This is a genomic window from Bacillus sp. FJAT-50079, assembly GCF_018343515.1.
Lineage (GTDB): Bacteria > Bacillota > Bacilli > Bacillales > Bacillaceae_C > Lederbergia.
Genome location: NZ_JAGYPD010000005.1, coordinates 204,918 through 220,345, shown reverse-complemented (window position 1 = coordinate 220,345; position 15,428 = coordinate 204,918). Strand labels below are relative to the sequence as shown.

At 39.6% G+C, this 15,428-nt stretch carries 17 protein-coding genes; 14 read left to right on the top strand and 3 right to left on the bottom strand.

The annotated features are described in order from the left end of the window. Window positions 1-70: 70 nt before the first annotated feature. Window positions 71-586 (bottom strand): nitroreductase family protein, encoded by a 516-nt coding sequence (locus KHA95_RS14785; RefSeq protein ID WP_213138292.1) that lies wholly within the window; start codon window positions 584-586, stop codon window positions 71-73. 34 nt (window positions 587-620) lie between these two features. After that, complete coding sequence (locus KHA95_RS14780; protein ID WP_213138291.1) at window positions 621-1,229, bottom strand: nitroreductase family protein; 609 nt, start codon at window positions 1,227-1,229, stop codon at window positions 621-623. 380 nt (window positions 1,230-1,609) lie between these two features. Here KHA95_RS14780 and KHA95_RS14775 point away from each other — a divergent pair, with 380 nt between their 5' ends. The 6 genes from KHA95_RS14775 to KHA95_RS14750 all read left to right on the top strand — a co-directional run bounded on the left by KHA95_RS14775 (window position 1,610) and on the right by KHA95_RS14750 (window position 7,682). Next, entirely contained in the window at window positions 1,610-2,578 is a 969-nt protein-coding gene (locus KHA95_RS14775) for an ABC transporter substrate-binding protein (RefSeq protein ID WP_249316940.1), read from the top strand. Between the two features lie 132 nt (window positions 2,579-2,710). Further along, window positions 2,711-3,532 (top strand): ABC transporter ATP-binding protein, encoded by an 822-nt coding sequence (locus tag KHA95_RS14770; RefSeq protein ID WP_213138564.1) that lies wholly within the window; start codon window positions 2,711-2,713, stop codon window positions 3,530-3,532. A gap of 11 nt (window positions 3,533-3,543) precedes the next feature. Continuing rightward, window positions 3,544-4,590, top strand: a complete 1,047-nt coding sequence (locus tag KHA95_RS14765) for a FecCD family ABC transporter permease (RefSeq protein WP_213138290.1) — start codon at window positions 3,544-3,546, stop codon at window positions 4,588-4,590. Next, on the top strand, window positions 4,587-5,618 hold the full coding sequence (locus tag KHA95_RS14760; RefSeq protein WP_213138289.1) for a FecCD family ABC transporter permease: 1,032 nt from the start codon (window positions 4,587-4,589) through the stop codon (window positions 5,616-5,618). Before KHA95_RS14765 ends, KHA95_RS14760 begins: the two co-directional genes overlap by 4 nt. A 31-nt stretch (window positions 5,619-5,649) precedes the next feature. Beyond that, complete coding sequence (locus tag KHA95_RS14755) at window positions 5,650-6,705, top strand: NAD(P)/FAD-dependent oxidoreductase (protein ID WP_213138288.1); 1,056 nt, start codon at window positions 5,650-5,652, stop codon at window positions 6,703-6,705. 29 nt (window positions 6,706-6,734) lie between these two features. Then, complete coding sequence (locus KHA95_RS14750) at window positions 6,735-7,682, top strand: iron-hydroxamate ABC transporter substrate-binding protein (protein ID WP_213138287.1); 948 nt, start codon at window positions 6,735-6,737, stop codon at window positions 7,680-7,682. Window positions 7,683-7,787: 105 nt separating this feature from the next. Here KHA95_RS14750 and KHA95_RS14745 read toward each other — a convergent pair whose 3' ends face one another. Next, complete coding sequence (locus KHA95_RS14745; RefSeq protein WP_213138286.1) at window positions 7,788-8,012, bottom strand: hypothetical protein; 225 nt, start codon at window positions 8,010-8,012, stop codon at window positions 7,788-7,790. 117 nt (window positions 8,013-8,129) lie between these two features. Here KHA95_RS14745 and KHA95_RS14740 point away from each other — a divergent pair, with 117 nt between their 5' ends. Genes KHA95_RS14740 through KHA95_RS14705 form a run of 8 tightly spaced genes read left to right on the top strand, consistent with a single transcriptional unit; the run spans window position 8,130 to window position 15,256 of the window. After that, the gene (locus KHA95_RS14740) at window positions 8,130-9,005 is read left to right on the top strand and encodes an ABC transporter ATP-binding protein (RefSeq protein WP_213138285.1); all 876 of its coding nucleotides are present in this window, start codon (window positions 8,130-8,132) and stop codon (window positions 9,003-9,005) included. After that, entirely contained in the window at window positions 9,002-11,116 is a 2,115-nt protein-coding gene (locus KHA95_RS14735) for an ABC transporter permease (protein ID WP_213138284.1), read from the top strand. Before KHA95_RS14740 ends, KHA95_RS14735 begins: the two co-directional genes overlap by 4 nt. Next, window positions 11,113-11,802 carry a hypothetical protein gene (locus KHA95_RS14730; RefSeq protein WP_213138283.1) on the top strand — a complete coding sequence of 230 codons (690 nt, stop codon included), beginning with the start codon at window positions 11,113-11,115 and terminating at the stop codon, window positions 11,800-11,802. The genes KHA95_RS14735 and KHA95_RS14730 overlap by 4 nt, the downstream gene beginning before the upstream one ends. 12 nt (window positions 11,803-11,814) lie before the next feature. Then, window positions 11,815-12,366 carry an RNA polymerase sigma factor gene (locus KHA95_RS14725; RefSeq protein ID WP_213138282.1) on the top strand — a complete coding sequence of 184 codons (552 nt, stop codon included), beginning with the start codon at window positions 11,815-11,817 and terminating at the stop codon, window positions 12,364-12,366. Continuing rightward, window positions 12,359-13,129: a hypothetical protein gene (locus tag KHA95_RS14720; RefSeq protein ID WP_213138281.1), complete on the top strand. Its 771-nt coding sequence runs from the start codon at window positions 12,359-12,361 to the stop codon at window positions 13,127-13,129. Before KHA95_RS14725 ends, KHA95_RS14720 begins: the two co-directional genes overlap by 8 nt. Further along, on the top strand, window positions 13,126-13,836 hold the full coding sequence (locus KHA95_RS14715) for an ATP-binding cassette domain-containing protein (protein ID WP_213138280.1): 711 nt from the start codon (window positions 13,126-13,128) through the stop codon (window positions 13,834-13,836). The genes KHA95_RS14720 and KHA95_RS14715 overlap by 4 nt, the downstream gene beginning before the upstream one ends. Continuing rightward, the gene (locus KHA95_RS14710; RefSeq protein ID WP_213138279.1) at window positions 13,827-14,057 is read left to right on the top strand and encodes an excisionase family DNA-binding protein; all 231 of its coding nucleotides are present in this window, start codon (window positions 13,827-13,829) and stop codon (window positions 14,055-14,057) included. The genes KHA95_RS14715 and KHA95_RS14710 overlap by 10 nt, the downstream gene beginning before the upstream one ends. Before the next feature lie 53 nt (window positions 14,058-14,110). Continuing rightward, entirely contained in the window at window positions 14,111-15,256 is a 1,146-nt protein-coding gene (locus KHA95_RS14705; protein WP_213138278.1) for an HAD family hydrolase, read from the top strand. Window positions 15,257-15,428 lie beyond the last annotated feature (172 nt).

Below are 15,428 nucleotides of genomic sequence, written 5' to 3'. Positions count from 1 at the left end.
GCTTATATTTTATAAGAATAACATGAGAAACCGGATCCTTTTTACAGATCCGGTTTCATTTTTTTGTACTTTACCATGTCGTAATTTGATGCGCTCCTAAAGCTGCTGTTTTCTCAGGAAGTTGATCAAAATAGCCGAGACATAGTACGCCGACAATTCGCTCATCCGATTGAATACCAAGAATGGAAAGGAAATCGACACAATCTGTATAGTCGGCTAACTGCCAAATCATTCCGAGCTGATTTGCCCAGCCGAGCAGTTGGATGTTTTGAATGAGGCAACAGACGGCGGCGAAGTCATCATCTGAAATATATTTGTCCTCGTTCTTTTTTGCAGTAATGACCAAACAAACGGGAGCTGCGGCGATGGTTTGTTGCAACTGTCCATGTTTATCTGGATCTAGCGTAAGAGCAAGCTTTTGTTTTCTCTCACCCTTAGCAAGGATCATCCGCCAAGGCTCGCGAAATTTATGGTTTGGCGCCCAAACAGCTTCTTCAAGTATGCTTAAGATCAATGATTGTGGGACTGGTTTATCTGCAAAATACTGAATGGGACGAGTTTCTTCAAAAAGTGGAAGCATGTTCATTAAAGCGACCTCCTTATGTTTTATTCATTTTGGTTTATTCTTGTAATAAAGTTAGCTTTTCAATAGCAGGGGTCCGTTGTTTGGCTCTAGGAATTTTTTTAAAATAGCCGATGTACATGATGCATATTACACGTTCATCTTCTTGTAATTTGATTGCATCTGAAAACGCCTTTTCGTGAATATATGATTCTGTATTCCACACCATTCCCAACCCATCTTGCCATCCCAGCAATGAAAAACTTTGAAGCATGGCACATATCGCCGCGTAATCTCTCTCACGATCCTCAGCCTTGCCCATCCCTTTTTGAATAGCGATTAAAAAAGCAGGAATACGTGCTGTTCGTTCGACGAGTGCTTGATTAAGTTTATTTGGCAACCATTTCATCCTTTGATCCAAATAAGCTTTCATGATCGCAGACGCAACTTTTTCCTTGGCTTTTTGACTTGATATGAATAAAAAACGATATGAATCGTATTGTTGATCTAGAGCAATCGATTGGATGGAAACTCGGAGTAATTCCGTTACTAAATGATTTGAAACTGGGCGTAATTCAAATTTGCGGATCGTCCGCCGTTCTCTAATTAAATGGGCCATATCCAATGCATCCTGAGAAGGTTTTGATCGCATCTCAACTGTATCCATTTGTTCACCTAGCCTCCCTTATAGAGTGTAGTCATCCATAAGCTGAAATACCTTATTCAATTATCATCATACATGATAATGAGAATCGTTATCAATTAAAATATGAAAATATTGGAATATCATAAAACCCGTAGCTCCATTGTTTTAGGAAAATAGGGAAGTTTCCCATCTAATAAAAAGTTAAAATTATTAAGTGTTTTCACAATGAGTGAAGGTAAATTTCGTTCACACAACTTCTTTTTTCGCTGTCATTGGCAATTCACAAATTAGACATTGTTTTTTTCTTTTTTGCCGTGTAATATGTAAATGAAAATGATTCTCATTATTAATTGATGTTGTATGCGAGTCTTTTTTAATAGACATAAAGGAGTTACATAGGGATGAGGAAATCGAAACTACATATCATAACGATGATATTAATTCTATTTACTTTCATGTTGATTGCTTGTAACAAAGCAGCGCCTTCAACAAAAGATGGTGAAAAGGAGAAGGAAGGATCAAAAGTAGAGCAACAAGCGGATGGAACGAGGGATTTTGATACGGTTAAAGGTGTCGTGGAAATTCCGAAAAAGCCAATGCGAATTGTAACAGATTTTTACGGTGGTGAGCTGCTTTCGGTTGATGCTAATGTAGTTGGTGTTGAGCCGACGGCGTTCGATAATCCTTTTATTAAAGATTTATTAAAGGATGCAACGGATATTGGGCAGCCGATCAATCCTGAGAAAGTATTGGAACTAGATCCGGATTTAATCGTGGTCATGTACGATGATCAATATGAACAGCTTTCTGAAATTGCTCCAACGATTCATATCCCATACGGGACAGCGACGAATATTTATGAAACGGTCAAGCTATTTGGAGATATAACCGGAAATGATAAAGAGGCTGAGGAGTTTATTCGGAAATTTGATCAAAAGGCGGAAGAAGGAAGAAAGCAACTTTCAGGGATAGTCGATCCCGAGGCGACATTTGGGATATATGAATTAACGGATAAAGGGGACTTATGGATTTTTGGAGATAATGCCGGACGTGGAGGCCAGGCATTGTATAATGCCTTAAAGCTAAAAATGCCTCATAAAAACAAAAATGAAGAACAAACATTACAGTTATCGATGGAAGTCTTACCAGAATACGCTGCTGATTATATGTTTTTAACTACATATGATCCTGAAAATAAAGGAGAGGCATTAAAAAATTTAAAAGCTTCATCTGTATGGCAAGGACTAGATGCGATCAAAAATAACTTAATATTTTACAATGATTTCGATACATATTATCGTTATGATCCAATTGCAATCTATGAGCAAATTGATTTATTTGTAGACATGATTATAGAAAGTAGTAAATAAGCTTCTTCTCGTAATGACAGGAGTAAATATAGTGTTAGCAGCTGTAAAACGTATTGAATATAGCGCAATCATACATTATAATTAAAGAATTGAAAATGATTCTCATTATCGTGAGAAGAAGGAATGATTGATATGTCAATTCTTACTGTCGATCAAGTAGCAGTAGGTTATGCAAACGCAATGATTATAGATGGGTTAAGTGTGAAAATCCCTGAACGTAAGATTACAACGATCATCGGTCCGAATGGATGTGGGAAATCAACGTTGCTGAAGGCGATTGCCCGAATATTAAAGACGCAAAAAGGGACAGTATTATTGGAAGGCCGAGCCATTCATCAATTGTCTACGAAAGAAATTGCTAAAAAGATGGCAATTTTACCGCAGACCGCTGAAGCACCGCCGGGATTGACCATTTTTGAGTTGGTTTCATATGGAAGATATCCTCACCAACGTGGCTTCGGAACGTTAAAAAAAGAAGACTTGCAGCATATTCATTGGGCAATTGATGTGACGGGATTAAGTGAATTAAAGGATCGACCAGTTGAAGCATTATCTGGCGGACAAAGACAGCGAGTTTGGATTGCGATGGCGCTTGCTCAAGATACGGAAATTCTCATATTGGATGAGCCAACGACTTATTTAGATTTGGCCCATCAATTGGACATTCTTTTATTACTAAAAAGATTGAATGAGGAAGAAGGAAAAACGATTGTCATGGTCCTTCATGATTTGAATCATGCTTCCCGTTTTTCCGATTACATGATTGCAATGAAAGACGGAACAATTGTAACAGAGGGAGCACCTGATGAAGTAATGACATGTGCTAATCTGCAAGCTGTTTTCGAAATTCATGCAACATTAATGGCTTGCCCATTTAGCCAAAATCCGATTTGCCTCTCATACCAATTAAACAAAGAAGCAGAATGCTTATTGCAAACAGCTGAACAGTCGTAAGGAGATAGAAGATGTCCGCTTCAATGAATGATTTAGAAGAAGTACAAAAAGTATATAAAGGATCGCGCCCATTGATGGCAAGCCTTATCTTAATTGGTGGGATGATTTGCCTCTTATTGGTCGTTGCTCTTTCTATCTCCTTCGGTGCAGCCGATATTGAATTTAAAACCGTTTGGGAAGCTGTTTTTCATTTCAATCCAGAGTTGACGGCTCATCAAATTATTCAAGAAATAAGACTACCGCGTGTGCTTGGCGCCGCATTAGTAGGCGCTTGCTTTGCTGTGTCGGGCTCGATTATGCAAGGGATGACCCGAAATCCGTTAGCGGATTCAGGCATTCTAGGATTAAATGCGGGGGCAGTTTTTATGTTAGCGATTTGTTTCGCTTTTTTCCCAGGCTTGCCTTATATGTATATCATTCTATTTTGCTTTTTGGGTGCGGCATTAGGTGCTGGTCTTGTATATGGAATTGGTTCACTTGCAAAAGGCGGGCTGACACCGATGCGTTTAGTGCTTGCCGGTGCGGCGGTCAGTGCTTTGCTTGTCGCTTTAAGTGAAGGAATCGCGATTTATTATCGGATCGGTCAAGATATGGCCTTCTGGTATGCTGGCGGAGTTTCGGGGACGAAGTGGGAGCATTTGCAAATGATGGTTCCGTGGATCGCTATTGCTTTAGTTGGTGCCCTCATTTTATCTAAATCGATTACATTGCTTAGCCTCGGTGATGAAGTGGCGATTGGACTTGGTACACGTACGGGGATGATTAAATTTTTCGGTGCAATCGTCGTATTAATTTTAGCGGGTGCAGCTGTATCGGTCGTCGGTGCTGTTGGCTTTGTTGGATTAATCGTTCCACATGTCACCCGTTTTCTCGTTGGCAGTGACTATCGTTGGATCGTTCCGTGTTCCGCTATATTAGGGAGCTTGCTCGTTGTACTCGCAGATTTTGCGGCACGCATGGTCAATCCTCCGTATGAAACACCGATTGGTGCTTTAATTGCGCTAATTGGTGTGCCATTCTTCCTTTACCTTGCACGGAAAGGAGGAAAAGAGTTATGAAACAGCCTGTATCTACTTATCAACAGAGGAAGCATCGAAAAAATATCTTAATCATTTTTACGATATTACTTCTTATTATTGTCATGTTTATCGTTAGTATGAACACGGGGTATATTCGACTTTCGCCATGGGAGCTGATTCAAACTTTGTTTGGAATGGGAACAAGTAAGCAAAGTTTAATTTTATTTGAATTCCGGCTACCAAGAATTGTGATTGCTATTTTAGTAGGAATGGCGCTCGCTGTGTCCGGTAGCATTTTCCAAGGAGTATCAAGGAACGCCTTAGCAGACCCGGGAATTTTAGGGATTAATGCTGGCGCAGGATTGGCGGTCATCTTGTTTATCTCTTTTTTCCCTGCTCCAACGGGAGGGTCAATTTTTTTACTGCCATTCCTTGCGTTTATTGGTTCAGGGGTGACAGCCGTTATCATTTATCTTTTATCGTATAAACGTGATGAAGGTCTTTCGCCGACAAGATTGTTGCTCACAGGGGTGGCAATCGCAGCTGGTATTAGTGCGGCAATGATTGTATTGACATTAAGATTAACACCTGAAAACTATCAATTTGTTGCTGTCTGGCTCGCTGGTAGTATTTGGGGATCGAATTGGAAATTTGTCTTGGCATTATTGCCATGGATTGTCATCCTTTTGCCAATTGCCTATACAAAATCACGTGTATTAAATACGTTGAATCTAGGCGAAATGCCAGCTACTGGGCTCGGTGTTGCGATTGAAAAAGAAAGATTGCTTTTACTTGCCGTTGCTGTCGGCCTGGCAGGAGCAAGTGTATCTGTCAGTGGTGGAATCGGCTTCGTTGGCTTAATTGCACCACACTTAGCACGTCAATTAGTCGGGGCAAGATATCAGTATTTAATCCCAGCGACAGCTTTAGTTGGAGCACTTTTATTAATTACGGCTGATACGATTGGTAGATGGATCGTTGAACCATCTGAGGTTCCAGCAGGTATTGTCGTGGCGGTGATTGGAGCGCCATATTTCTTATACTTACTTGCAAGGTCAAAAGCATAGTTAACGTGTTTTTTAGAAGGGAGCATTCATAATGAGTTCTGAGCAATTGTTTGATGTAACGATTATTGGCGGTGGCCCAGCTGGACTGTTTTCCGCTTTTTATAGTGGTTTAAGGGAAATGAAAACGAAAATCATTGAATATCAACCAATACTAGGTGGGAAAGTCCACGTTTATCCAGAGAAAATGATTTGGGATGTCGGCGGTCTTACACCTGTGACAGGAGAAAAACTAATTGAACAAATGGTTCAACAAGGTTTGACGTTTGATCCTGAAGTTGTATTAAATGAGAAGGTTACTTCAATTAATAAGGATGAGAATGGGAACTTTATTATCCAGACTGCTTCTAATGAAACACATTTTTCGAAAACGGTCATTTTAGCTGTTGGCGGCGGAATTTTAAAGCCGATGAAATTAAATATTGAGGGTGCTGAACGATTTGAAGTATCCAATCTGCATTATACAGTGAAATCTTTGGAACGATTTAAAGGAAAGACTGTGTTAATTTCAGGTGGTGGAAATTCAGCGGTTGACTGGGCGAATGAACTGGAGCCAATTGCAAAAAAAGTGTACTTAACGTATCGAAAGGATATGTTAAAAGGCCATGAAGCAGAAGTATCTAGACTGCTAGACAGCACTGTCGATTGCTTATTAAATACGTCGATTGAGAAACTGATTGCAAGCGATGATCATGAAAGCATTGAAAAAGTGGTATTAGTAAACAGTGAGGATGGAAGCACGATCCAATTGTCTGTTGATGAAGTGATTATTAATCACGGCTATGAACGTGATGATGATTTAACAGCCAATAGTGATTTGAATATTGAAATGGCTGAAACCTTTGGTGTGGCCGGGAGCCCGATGAGTGAGACTTCTGTCGAGGGGCTTTATGCGGCAGGCGATATTTTAAATCATGAAGGAAAACTATATTTAATTGCGGGTGCCTTTCAGGATGCGGCAAATGCAGTGAATAAAGCGAAGCAATATATTACACCTGATGCGTTTGAAAGAGCAATGGTTTCCTCACATAATGATCGCTTTAAAGAGAGGAACCGTGAATTAAAGAAGCATTTATATTCAGTAAAATAAAAGTGATATAGCGGAAAGAGGCAAAGGCCATGAAACGCTTAACAAGCATTATATTTATTATTTTAATGATAGGAATTTTGGCAGCATGCGGGAAAACATCAGATGGAAAGGATTCTGAGGAAAAAGTAGCAGGCGAAGTTGAAACGATTACGTATTCAACGGTAAATGGTGATATTGATATTCCAAAAAATCCACAAAGAGTCGTTGTTGTAGCGGATAGTTACGTAGGTGATTTTCTAGCATTAGGGATTAAGCCTATTGGTGTAACAGAACACGCGATGCAAAATACATTTTTTGAAGGGCTATTAGATGGCGTTGAAAGTATTGGTGAAGACGCGGGCGTAAACACGGAAAAAATTCTTGAACTCGATCCAGATTTGATTATTGCCTTTAACGATCCGGAAACGTATGAGCAGTTATCAAAAATTGCACCAACAGTTGCAATTAATTATGGTGAGAAAGATTATAAAGAACAGCTTCTTGAATTTGGTAAAATGACAGGCAAAGAAAAAGAAGCCGAAGCATGGTTGAAAAATTGGGAAGAAAAAATCAATGAAGTAAAACCAAAAGTGCAAGAAGCGGTTGGTGATAAAACGGTTGCGATTTTGACCCCGTTCTCAAAAGGAATCTATGCTTTTGGACATAGCTTTGCGCGCGGCGGAGAAATCATTTATGGTGAATTTGGCTTAAAAGCTCCTGAGCCGATTCAAGAAGCAGCGATTGATAGTGGGCAAGGCTGGGCGGAGCTTTCGCTTGAAAACCTACCAGAATTTGCAGGAGATTATATTTTTACATGCCCATGGTCCGGGGATGATGCAGACCCAGAAAAAGTGTACGGAAGCAGCTTATGGAAAGATCTCCCTGCCGTGAAAAATGGCAATGTCTTTGAACTTGACAGAGCAGCATCATACTTTAATGATCCCGTTTCATTAGAAAAGCAACTTGATTTCATCGTTGAAAGTTTGACTGGTAAATAAGCGAATTGGTGAATGGCTTATAAAAATTTATAAGATTGTCTAACGATTACAAATTACAAAGCAGAGGCGGCCCTATTTCAAGGGTTCGCCTCTTTTCTTATAACGCTATTTATCTTCAAATTTTCGTCCGCGTGTAAGCTTTTCGAATTCCTTCATATCATTATTTTTTAAATCTATTACATGGAAAGGATTTTCTGATTGTGTGGAATAATCAATTCTTACCCCCATTTGTGTGCTCCCAGTTCCTGTCGAATCATTAATCATTGCCTCACGCTTACCATCGAAATGCGGGTCTGGGTTCCTTCCAATATTTCTCTTGCTATCTGGCATCCTGATCAACTCCTTTTTCTTATGATGAGGTCAAATGAGAAAATTATGCGTAATAGTGAAACAAAGAAGCATACTTGCTCGTGTAAGGAACAGAGTGATGTACAAGGGGAGAATAAAATGCAGACTGTAAAAATAGACGGATTAACGAAAAACTATCGAAAATTCCAAGCATTAAAAGGGATTGATCTGCAAATCGGGACGGGATTATTCGGGCTGCTCGGACCGAATGGCGCAGGCAAGTCAACCCTTATGAACATATTAAGTACGACTTTACCATTTCAAGCAGGAGACGTATCGATTTACCAATTTGATCTTACAAAAGAGGGGGATAAAGTTCGGGAGCTGCTCGGGTATTTGCCGCAGCATTTTCATGCTCCTTCACAGATGACTGGGAAGGAATTTTTACATTATGTTGCTTCATTAAAAGGGATGACGAACCAACAAGAAAGAACGGAGCAAGTCGAACGTTTGCTGGAAGAGGTGAATTTACTGCCACAGGCGCATAAAAAAATTAAAGGCTACTCTGGTGGGATGAAGCGACGACTTGGCATCGCGCAAGCATTAATCGGAGATCCGCTCCTAATTATTCTCGATGAGCCAACTGCCGGGCTTGATCCGTCGGAGCGAATTCGCTTTCGTAATCTTTTAGATAAATTGAGTAAAGATCGCTCGATTATTTTATCGACCCATATCATTAGTGATATTGAATCGAGTTGTGAACAGGTTGCGGTTATGAATCATGGTCAGGTGCTTTTTCAAGGAACAACAGAGGCATTGGCGCAAAAGGCAGCTAATGTTGTTTGGGAGTTATTTGTTCCGATTTCCGATTATGATGCTGTTGAAAAACAATATGTCATGATTTCGAGTCGCCAAGAACATGGGCAAGCTGTTTTCCGAGTGATAGCAAAGGAAATGGGAGATGAGCGGGCGAGAGCAGTGGAGCCAACGATTGAAGATGGTTATATGGCTGTCATTCATGGGGTGGTGTCATGAAGATGATCCAAGCGATGATTCGAAATGAACGGCTGCTCCTGTTTCGCAATAAATTTATCTCACTGCCATTTGTTATCAATCTTTTATGTTGGGGATATCTCATTATTACATATGAAATCGAGACGATTCATTATGGAACGCGCATGGCCATTTTTTATCAAGGGTTCATCTGGATGCTATTGCTCAATCTGTTTATCATCGGTTTATTTGCTGTTTACATGGCTGGAAAGGATCGCGAGTTTGAACAGTTAGCTGCAACGTATAGAGTGAAAAATATCGAATGGCTTACTGGAAAATGGCTGATCACACAAATATACGGACTGTGTGTGACGCTCTTAACAATGATCATTCAAGTGTGCTGGCTTGCGAGCAGTGGGGTCTCATTTGCGGATATCATTTACGTTTTTGTGCAAATGGGAGGTGCTTTGTTTTTCATTATTTCAATCGGCTTTTTAAGCAGCATTATCATAAAAAATATGTTTGCATATTTAGTCATTCCAGTTATTTTATTGCTTAGCTTATTGATGCCATTTGATTATTCTGGAACAGCCCTCTCATTTGATAATCCAAGATTTCATATATTAACACCGTTCGATTATATGTTTATCGAAACTCCATATGAAGGCTTATGGGGGATTGATCGGGTATTTGCAGGCTCAATACTTCACCAAAGTGCTGTGCTCTTGTTAAGTGTAATGATTTTTTTAGCTGTATTGCTATTATATCGTCCTGTTCGCAGACTGCAAAGTGAAAAAGAGCTTGTTCTTTCGCTGCTTGTCATCTTTATCATTCCAACGCTTATTTTTAGCGGAATTCGTTACGCACAATATGAACAGGCGCTGAAACAATATATCAAAACGGGAAATCTGTACACAAAATCATATGAAGAAGATGATGAGCAGGAATATTACGAATGGATGAATTCCTATTATGATTATTATTTAGATGACCAACCATATGAATTTTCAATGGAAAAAACAAATTTAACGGTCGAACTTTTAACAGATGATCGGCTTCAGGTTAACAGCCAATTAACGATGAAAAATAACGGTAATATAGCGGTGAATGATCTGTTTCTTACGTTATACCATGGATTACAGATTAAGGAGTGTGCGAGTGAGCAAGCGATAAGCTGTTCACGGGACAAGGATGTGATTACACTTCATTTTGATGAAAAGATCGAGCCGAACGCAGAAATAGAAGTAAGTCTTCGTTACGAAGGAAATATTTTACAATATCGTAATGATGGAAATATCGAGCAAGCTTTTATTAAAAAAAATCGAGTATACTTGCCGAAAGAATCCGGGTGGTATCCGCTCGTTGGCAAGCGTCCATTAGTCATTTCCCGTGAACACGACAAACAATTTGTTCAATTTGAACTAAGAAATGGCAGGTTGGTCGAGGATTTTCCGACGGACTTTACGGTTGAAGTGATTGCTAAGGATCAGAAAGTTCCAATGGCATTATCAATTCCAGAGGTGAGTGCTGGACGATATGAAGGTAGTTCCCAATACGGTCTATCTTTAATAGGCGGTAATATAAAGGAAATAACTGTTGATCAAATAAGAGTGATTGGGCAGCCTGAAATGCTAGCTGGTGCAGAGGAAGTGGTTCATCAATATGAAAAAGGCTGGAACTTTATTGAGAGTTGGCTAGGAATTCAAATGAAGCCATCTGTTATTTATATTTTGAATGATCGGCATTACTACAATATCATTCACACGATCAATTATGACTTTTTCGCACTAGGGAGTGGAGAACTACGATCGATTGATGATGAAGAGATTGCTTACGCGTTAATGAATGAGTTAACAAATGATCGGCCAATGACTATGTATAATGAAGATTTTAACGCTTTCTACGATGCGATGTTATGGCTGCTGACGAATCAGCTTCGGGAAGTTGTTTCTTTTCAAGAGTGGTATATGGAGAATCGCTGGATTGAGGATGATGTTCCTCCTCAAGTGAAATTATTGCAGAGCTATGAGGAAAAAGGTGAATTTGCTGAAGTCGTCAAATTCCTTTATGAACAATATCGCGAGCTTGAAGATAAGCAGGAATTTCAAATCGATGCGGCTTTACGATTGTATGAAGGGGAGTCAAACAAATGAACGGATTTTTGCTAAGACTGCGCCTATTTGCAAAACTTTGGTGTACGTCGATTTATTTGCCGATCATCATGCTCCTAATTCCGATTGTCGCGATGATTCTTTACAATTCTGGGGTGTATACGATTGAGACTTTTTCAAGTATGATATATGAAAAAGCGGCACCGCTCTGGCTTATTTTTATTTTTCAATGGTGTTTTGCGGTCGATGTTGACTCGAAGTTTGTGCGGGTTTTGTGCACATATCCGATGAAAAAATCGCAATTTCTTCTAGAAAGATGGCTGTTTTCGCTACTTATTTTCGGAGGGCTTATAAGTATTGTGACAGTTGTGTTGATGCCGATTGGAGGCAGTGTCCTTTGGAACGGCTTTGTTTTTACGATTCCGGTATATATTGCAATGAGTGGTTTTATCATATTTGGGACGATGATCGGCAACCATTCACTTGGCGGATTACTAGCCGGGATCTTCTTTTGGAGCTTTTCTTTATTAGGCGGGGCGCTATTGCGTGATCTAAATGTCATCTTACTTGTCTACACAAATGTGTATCATTTTGTGACTGGGGTCGGCGGGTTGCCATTGAGTGAAAATGTTTGGATCCTTTATAATCGCCTGTTTTATTTTGGGTTTGGAATTTTCTTTATGACAGCCGCGATCTTACGATTCAATCGGAAAAATTGGACGGAATAAGGAGGGGGAAAAGTGCAGGACGAAGAGTATATGCGCCAATTGTCATATGGCAATGACGCTGCATTTGATCCTCTCGTTTTTCGTTATCATAAGCCGTTATTTGGTTATATATATCGTTTACTTTTAGATGAAAAATTAGCAGAGGATCTTGTCCAAGAGACGTTTATTACGATTTATGAGCAAGGAAAAAAGGGCTTTGTTCCCGATCAGTTTAAGCCTTGGATGTATAAAATTGCAACGAATCGTTGCAAGGATTATTGGAGAAAAGCGTCTACTAAGCGTGAGCAGATTACCGATGAGATGATTGAGACAGGAGCACAAATTTTTCATCTAATTGACCATCAGCTTGAGCGCCAATGGATGGTCGATTCATTAAAGCAATTATCGCTCGATTATCGGGCCGTCCTTTATTTACGCTTTTATCAAGATTTGCAATATAAGGAAATTGCACTGACGTTGGATATTCCGATTGGTACAGTGAAAACGCGAATCGCGCGCGGATTAAAGCAGTTGGAGAAAATATTAGCTGAAGACGAAAGAAAAGGAGCGGGCGTCAATGAGTGAAAATGAGTTATCACAGGTAGAGCATGAGTGGAAAAACCGCTTTGATCGTTTCACAGTACCGGAGCCGACGCGCGAGCAAACGTTGCAGCTCATTGATCGAATAAAAGCGGTGGATGAGGCAAAGCCGCTTGATTTACGCGCTGAATTAGAGGCAAGTCAAGCGCAGCAAACGGTTTTTCAAAAAATGGCGAGCATGTTTTTATCCCAATGGAATTTTCATGGAGCAGCGAGCTGGCTATTAACAGGGGCCGTTATATTAATTATAACTTTTACAATTAGTGGGAATTTCGGTGACGCTGCCACTGGATTTAATGCTTGGATTAAGTGGATTAGTTTATTAATGATCGCTGTCATTGGTTATGCATTCCGTGCGAAAAATGAAGGCAATCGAATCATCGAAACATTAAGTTATTACCCGCTCATTCAACAAATGTTTACTCGCTTTTTGATCGTCATTACGCTGCAATTAGTGATTGCATTGCCATTAAGTTTTTTTGTCTTTGGCGAAGCGAGTTCTGTAATATACATCGCTAGCTCCTTTACACCGCTATTCTTCTTCGGCGTCATTGGGTTTGTGAGTACGATTTGGTTAGGGGAAAAGCTCGGCCTATTGATCACATTATCGATTTGGTTTAGCCAACTGTTCGTTAAAGAACCGGTTTTACTTCAAGTGCCTTCATTATTCATGCATCTCATGATTATTAGTTGCTCTGTACTGTTATTAACCAGCCTTTTATTGAAAAAGCGTGAGGTACAAAGATGAGAATAACGCTAAAAAATGTGCAAGACAATTTGAACGTTCTTGACGATATCACCTGTTCATTTTCAACAGGAATCACATATGTTGTCGGTAAAAATGGAGCGGGGAAAAGTTCGCTCCTAAAACTAATCGCAACGGCTACCGAGCCGACTCAAGGTGAGATCATTTTTACAAAGCTGAATCGTGAAGAAATGTATCGAAAGCAACTGAGGATGGAGGAAGTCAGGACAATGATTGGATACATGCCGCAACATTTCACTGGTCATCAGGAAATGACAATTAAAAGGTATGTAACGTATATCGCTTTACATAAAGGCATTCCTTATCATCTTGTCAAACCAATTGTCGAAAAATGGTTGCAGGAAACCGGGTTGTTTTTATTACAAAAAAGAAAATTAAAAGAGCTTTCAGGGGGACAGCTACAAAAGGTTGGCCTCATTCAAGCACTTATTAATCAGCCGCGCATCTGTATTTTAGATGAGCCATTTGAAAGCTTGGACATTGAGGAAAAGCTTTATTTTCAGCGCGTTCTCCAACGTTTATCTTTTCATAGCATTGTATTGTTTAGCACCCATTTAATCGAAGAAATTCGGTATAATGAGGGAGATGTTTTATACTTAAACGCAGGAAAGCTGACGTTTCACGGTGGAGTGAACGAAAGTGAGTTCGTTTGGCGAACATTGCAGGAGGAAGATTCGACATGTATTTAACGATTGAAGAAGCAGCGGAGTATTTACAGTTACCGGCTTCGTTCATCCGCTCACTGATCCAGCAAGGAAAAATTCGAGCGCTTCATGATGGAAAGGATTATTTAGTTAATAAAGAGCAATTCAATCATCACGTGGAGCAAATAGAAAAGCTTAAAAAGCAATATGCAGAATATTTATCGGAAGCAATTCCAGAAGATATTGATATTAAAGATGAAGATTAATCATTCGTACTGTGTTACACTAAAGTAAAGAAGTGAGTGGAGAAGGGGATATCATGATTAAAACAGTATTATTTGATGTAGATGGTGTTTTATTAAGTGAAGAACGATATTTTGATATGTCTGCACTAACGGTTTGGGAAGTTTTATATAGTGATAAATATGTAGGATTAGCCCCTGAAAAATTTAAGACGGTGCTTTCTGATGATGAAATTACAGCGATCCGCGCTGAAATTTTTCAAAATGATCAAGTATTTAAATTAATGAAATCGGGTGGGATTAATTCAAACTGGGATATGATTTATCTCACAGCGACGTATCAACTTATTCGTTTGTTAGAGCAAGTGAAAGACATTGAAAAGGAAAAGATCATTACATGGGTATCGAATGAGATCGATCGCAGTGTGCTGTTGGAAATGGCAGAAGTACTTGCAACGAAGGATGTTACATTAGATTTTTCAGCATTTTTAACTGATTTTTCTAAGGCAGAGCAATCGAAAGCTGGTTTATTTGCCCATCTTGATCAGCTTGCCAAAGAAAAACTAGAAGTGGAAGCAACCGTTTTTGGACAAATTGGCGAACTATGGGCCACATATGAGCTCATTGCTCAGGAATGGTATGTAGGGGACAAGCATGTCATCGCATCGACTGGTCGCTCTTCGGTACAGTCGGGGAAAAAGGGATTTTTATCTGATGAAAAAACATTGCGTTCTCCAGAGGAAATTTCCGAATTATTTCAAGCGTTGAAGCGAGCTGGAATTACGATTGGCATTGGCACGGGGCGCCCTAAATTAGAAACAATTGAACCGTTTAAACATTTAGGGTGGTTGGAGCATTTTGATGTAAATTATATCGTTACGGCTGACGACGTTTTAGCGGCGGAGGCTGAGTTGAAAGAGGGACCATCGCTTTCCAAGCCGCATCCGTATACATATATACTTGGATTATCAGGAAAAACGAAAAGTGTTGAGCAATGCTTGGCGGAAAAATTGCCAATTGCAAATGGGAATGAACTACTGATCGTTGGTGATTCCCTTGCCGATTTATTAGCAGCTAGAGAAATGGGTGCTGTATTTGCCGCTGTGTTAACCGGATTATCCGGAAAAGATGCTAGAGCCGAATTTGAAGAGTATCAAGCAGAGTACATTTTTGATGATGTATCAGCAATTAAAGAATTTGTTTTATCACTTGTAGAAAAATAATATGGTGAAATGATAGAAAATCGAGAAGAATGCTTGCATTTCTTCTCGAATTTCTAAGCCATAGATCGAATTTCTAAGCCATAGATCGAATTTCTAAGCCATAGATCGAATTTCTAAGCCATAGATCGAATTTCTAAGCCATAGATCGAATTTCTAAGCCATAGATCGAATT

Coding starts and splice junctions, on each gene's coding strand:
- KHA95_RS14785 (WP_213138292.1), bottom strand. CDS start 586: ATGAACATGCTTCCACTTTTTGAAGAAACTCGTCCCATTCAGTATTTT.
- KHA95_RS14780 (WP_213138291.1), bottom strand. CDS start 1,229: ATGGATACAGTTGAGATGCGATCAAAACCTTCTCAGGATGCATTGGAT.
- KHA95_RS14775 (WP_249316940.1), top strand. CDS start 1,610: ATGAGGAAATCGAAACTACATATCATAACGATGATATTAATTCTATTT.
- KHA95_RS14770 (WP_213138564.1), top strand. CDS start 2,711: ATGTCAATTCTTACTGTCGATCAAGTAGCAGTAGGTTATGCAAACGCA.
- KHA95_RS14765 (WP_213138290.1), top strand. CDS start 3,544: ATGTCCGCTTCAATGAATGATTTAGAAGAAGTACAAAAAGTATATAAA.
- KHA95_RS14760 (WP_213138289.1), top strand. CDS start 4,587: ATGAAACAGCCTGTATCTACTTATCAACAGAGGAAGCATCGAAAAAAT.
- KHA95_RS14755 (WP_213138288.1), top strand. CDS start 5,650: ATGAGTTCTGAGCAATTGTTTGATGTAACGATTATTGGCGGTGGCCCA.
- KHA95_RS14750 (WP_213138287.1), top strand. CDS start 6,735: ATGAAACGCTTAACAAGCATTATATTTATTATTTTAATGATAGGAATT.
- KHA95_RS14745 (WP_213138286.1), bottom strand. CDS start 8,012: ATGCCAGATAGCAAGAGAAATATTGGAAGGAACCCAGACCCGCATTTC.
- KHA95_RS14740 (WP_213138285.1), top strand. CDS start 8,130: ATGCAGACTGTAAAAATAGACGGATTAACGAAAAACTATCGAAAATTC.
- KHA95_RS14735 (WP_213138284.1), top strand. CDS start 9,002: ATGAAGATGATCCAAGCGATGATTCGAAATGAACGGCTGCTCCTGTTT.
- KHA95_RS14730 (WP_213138283.1), top strand. CDS start 11,113: ATGAACGGATTTTTGCTAAGACTGCGCCTATTTGCAAAACTTTGGTGT.
- KHA95_RS14720 (WP_213138281.1), top strand. CDS start 12,359: ATGAGTGAAAATGAGTTATCACAGGTAGAGCATGAGTGGAAAAACCGC.
- KHA95_RS14715 (WP_213138280.1), top strand. CDS start 13,126: ATGAGAATAACGCTAAAAAATGTGCAAGACAATTTGAACGTTCTTGAC.
- KHA95_RS14710 (WP_213138279.1), top strand. CDS start 13,827: ATGTATTTAACGATTGAAGAAGCAGCGGAGTATTTACAGTTACCGGCT.
- KHA95_RS14705 (WP_213138278.1), top strand. CDS start 14,111: ATGATTAAAACAGTATTATTTGATGTAGATGGTGTTTTATTAAGTGAA.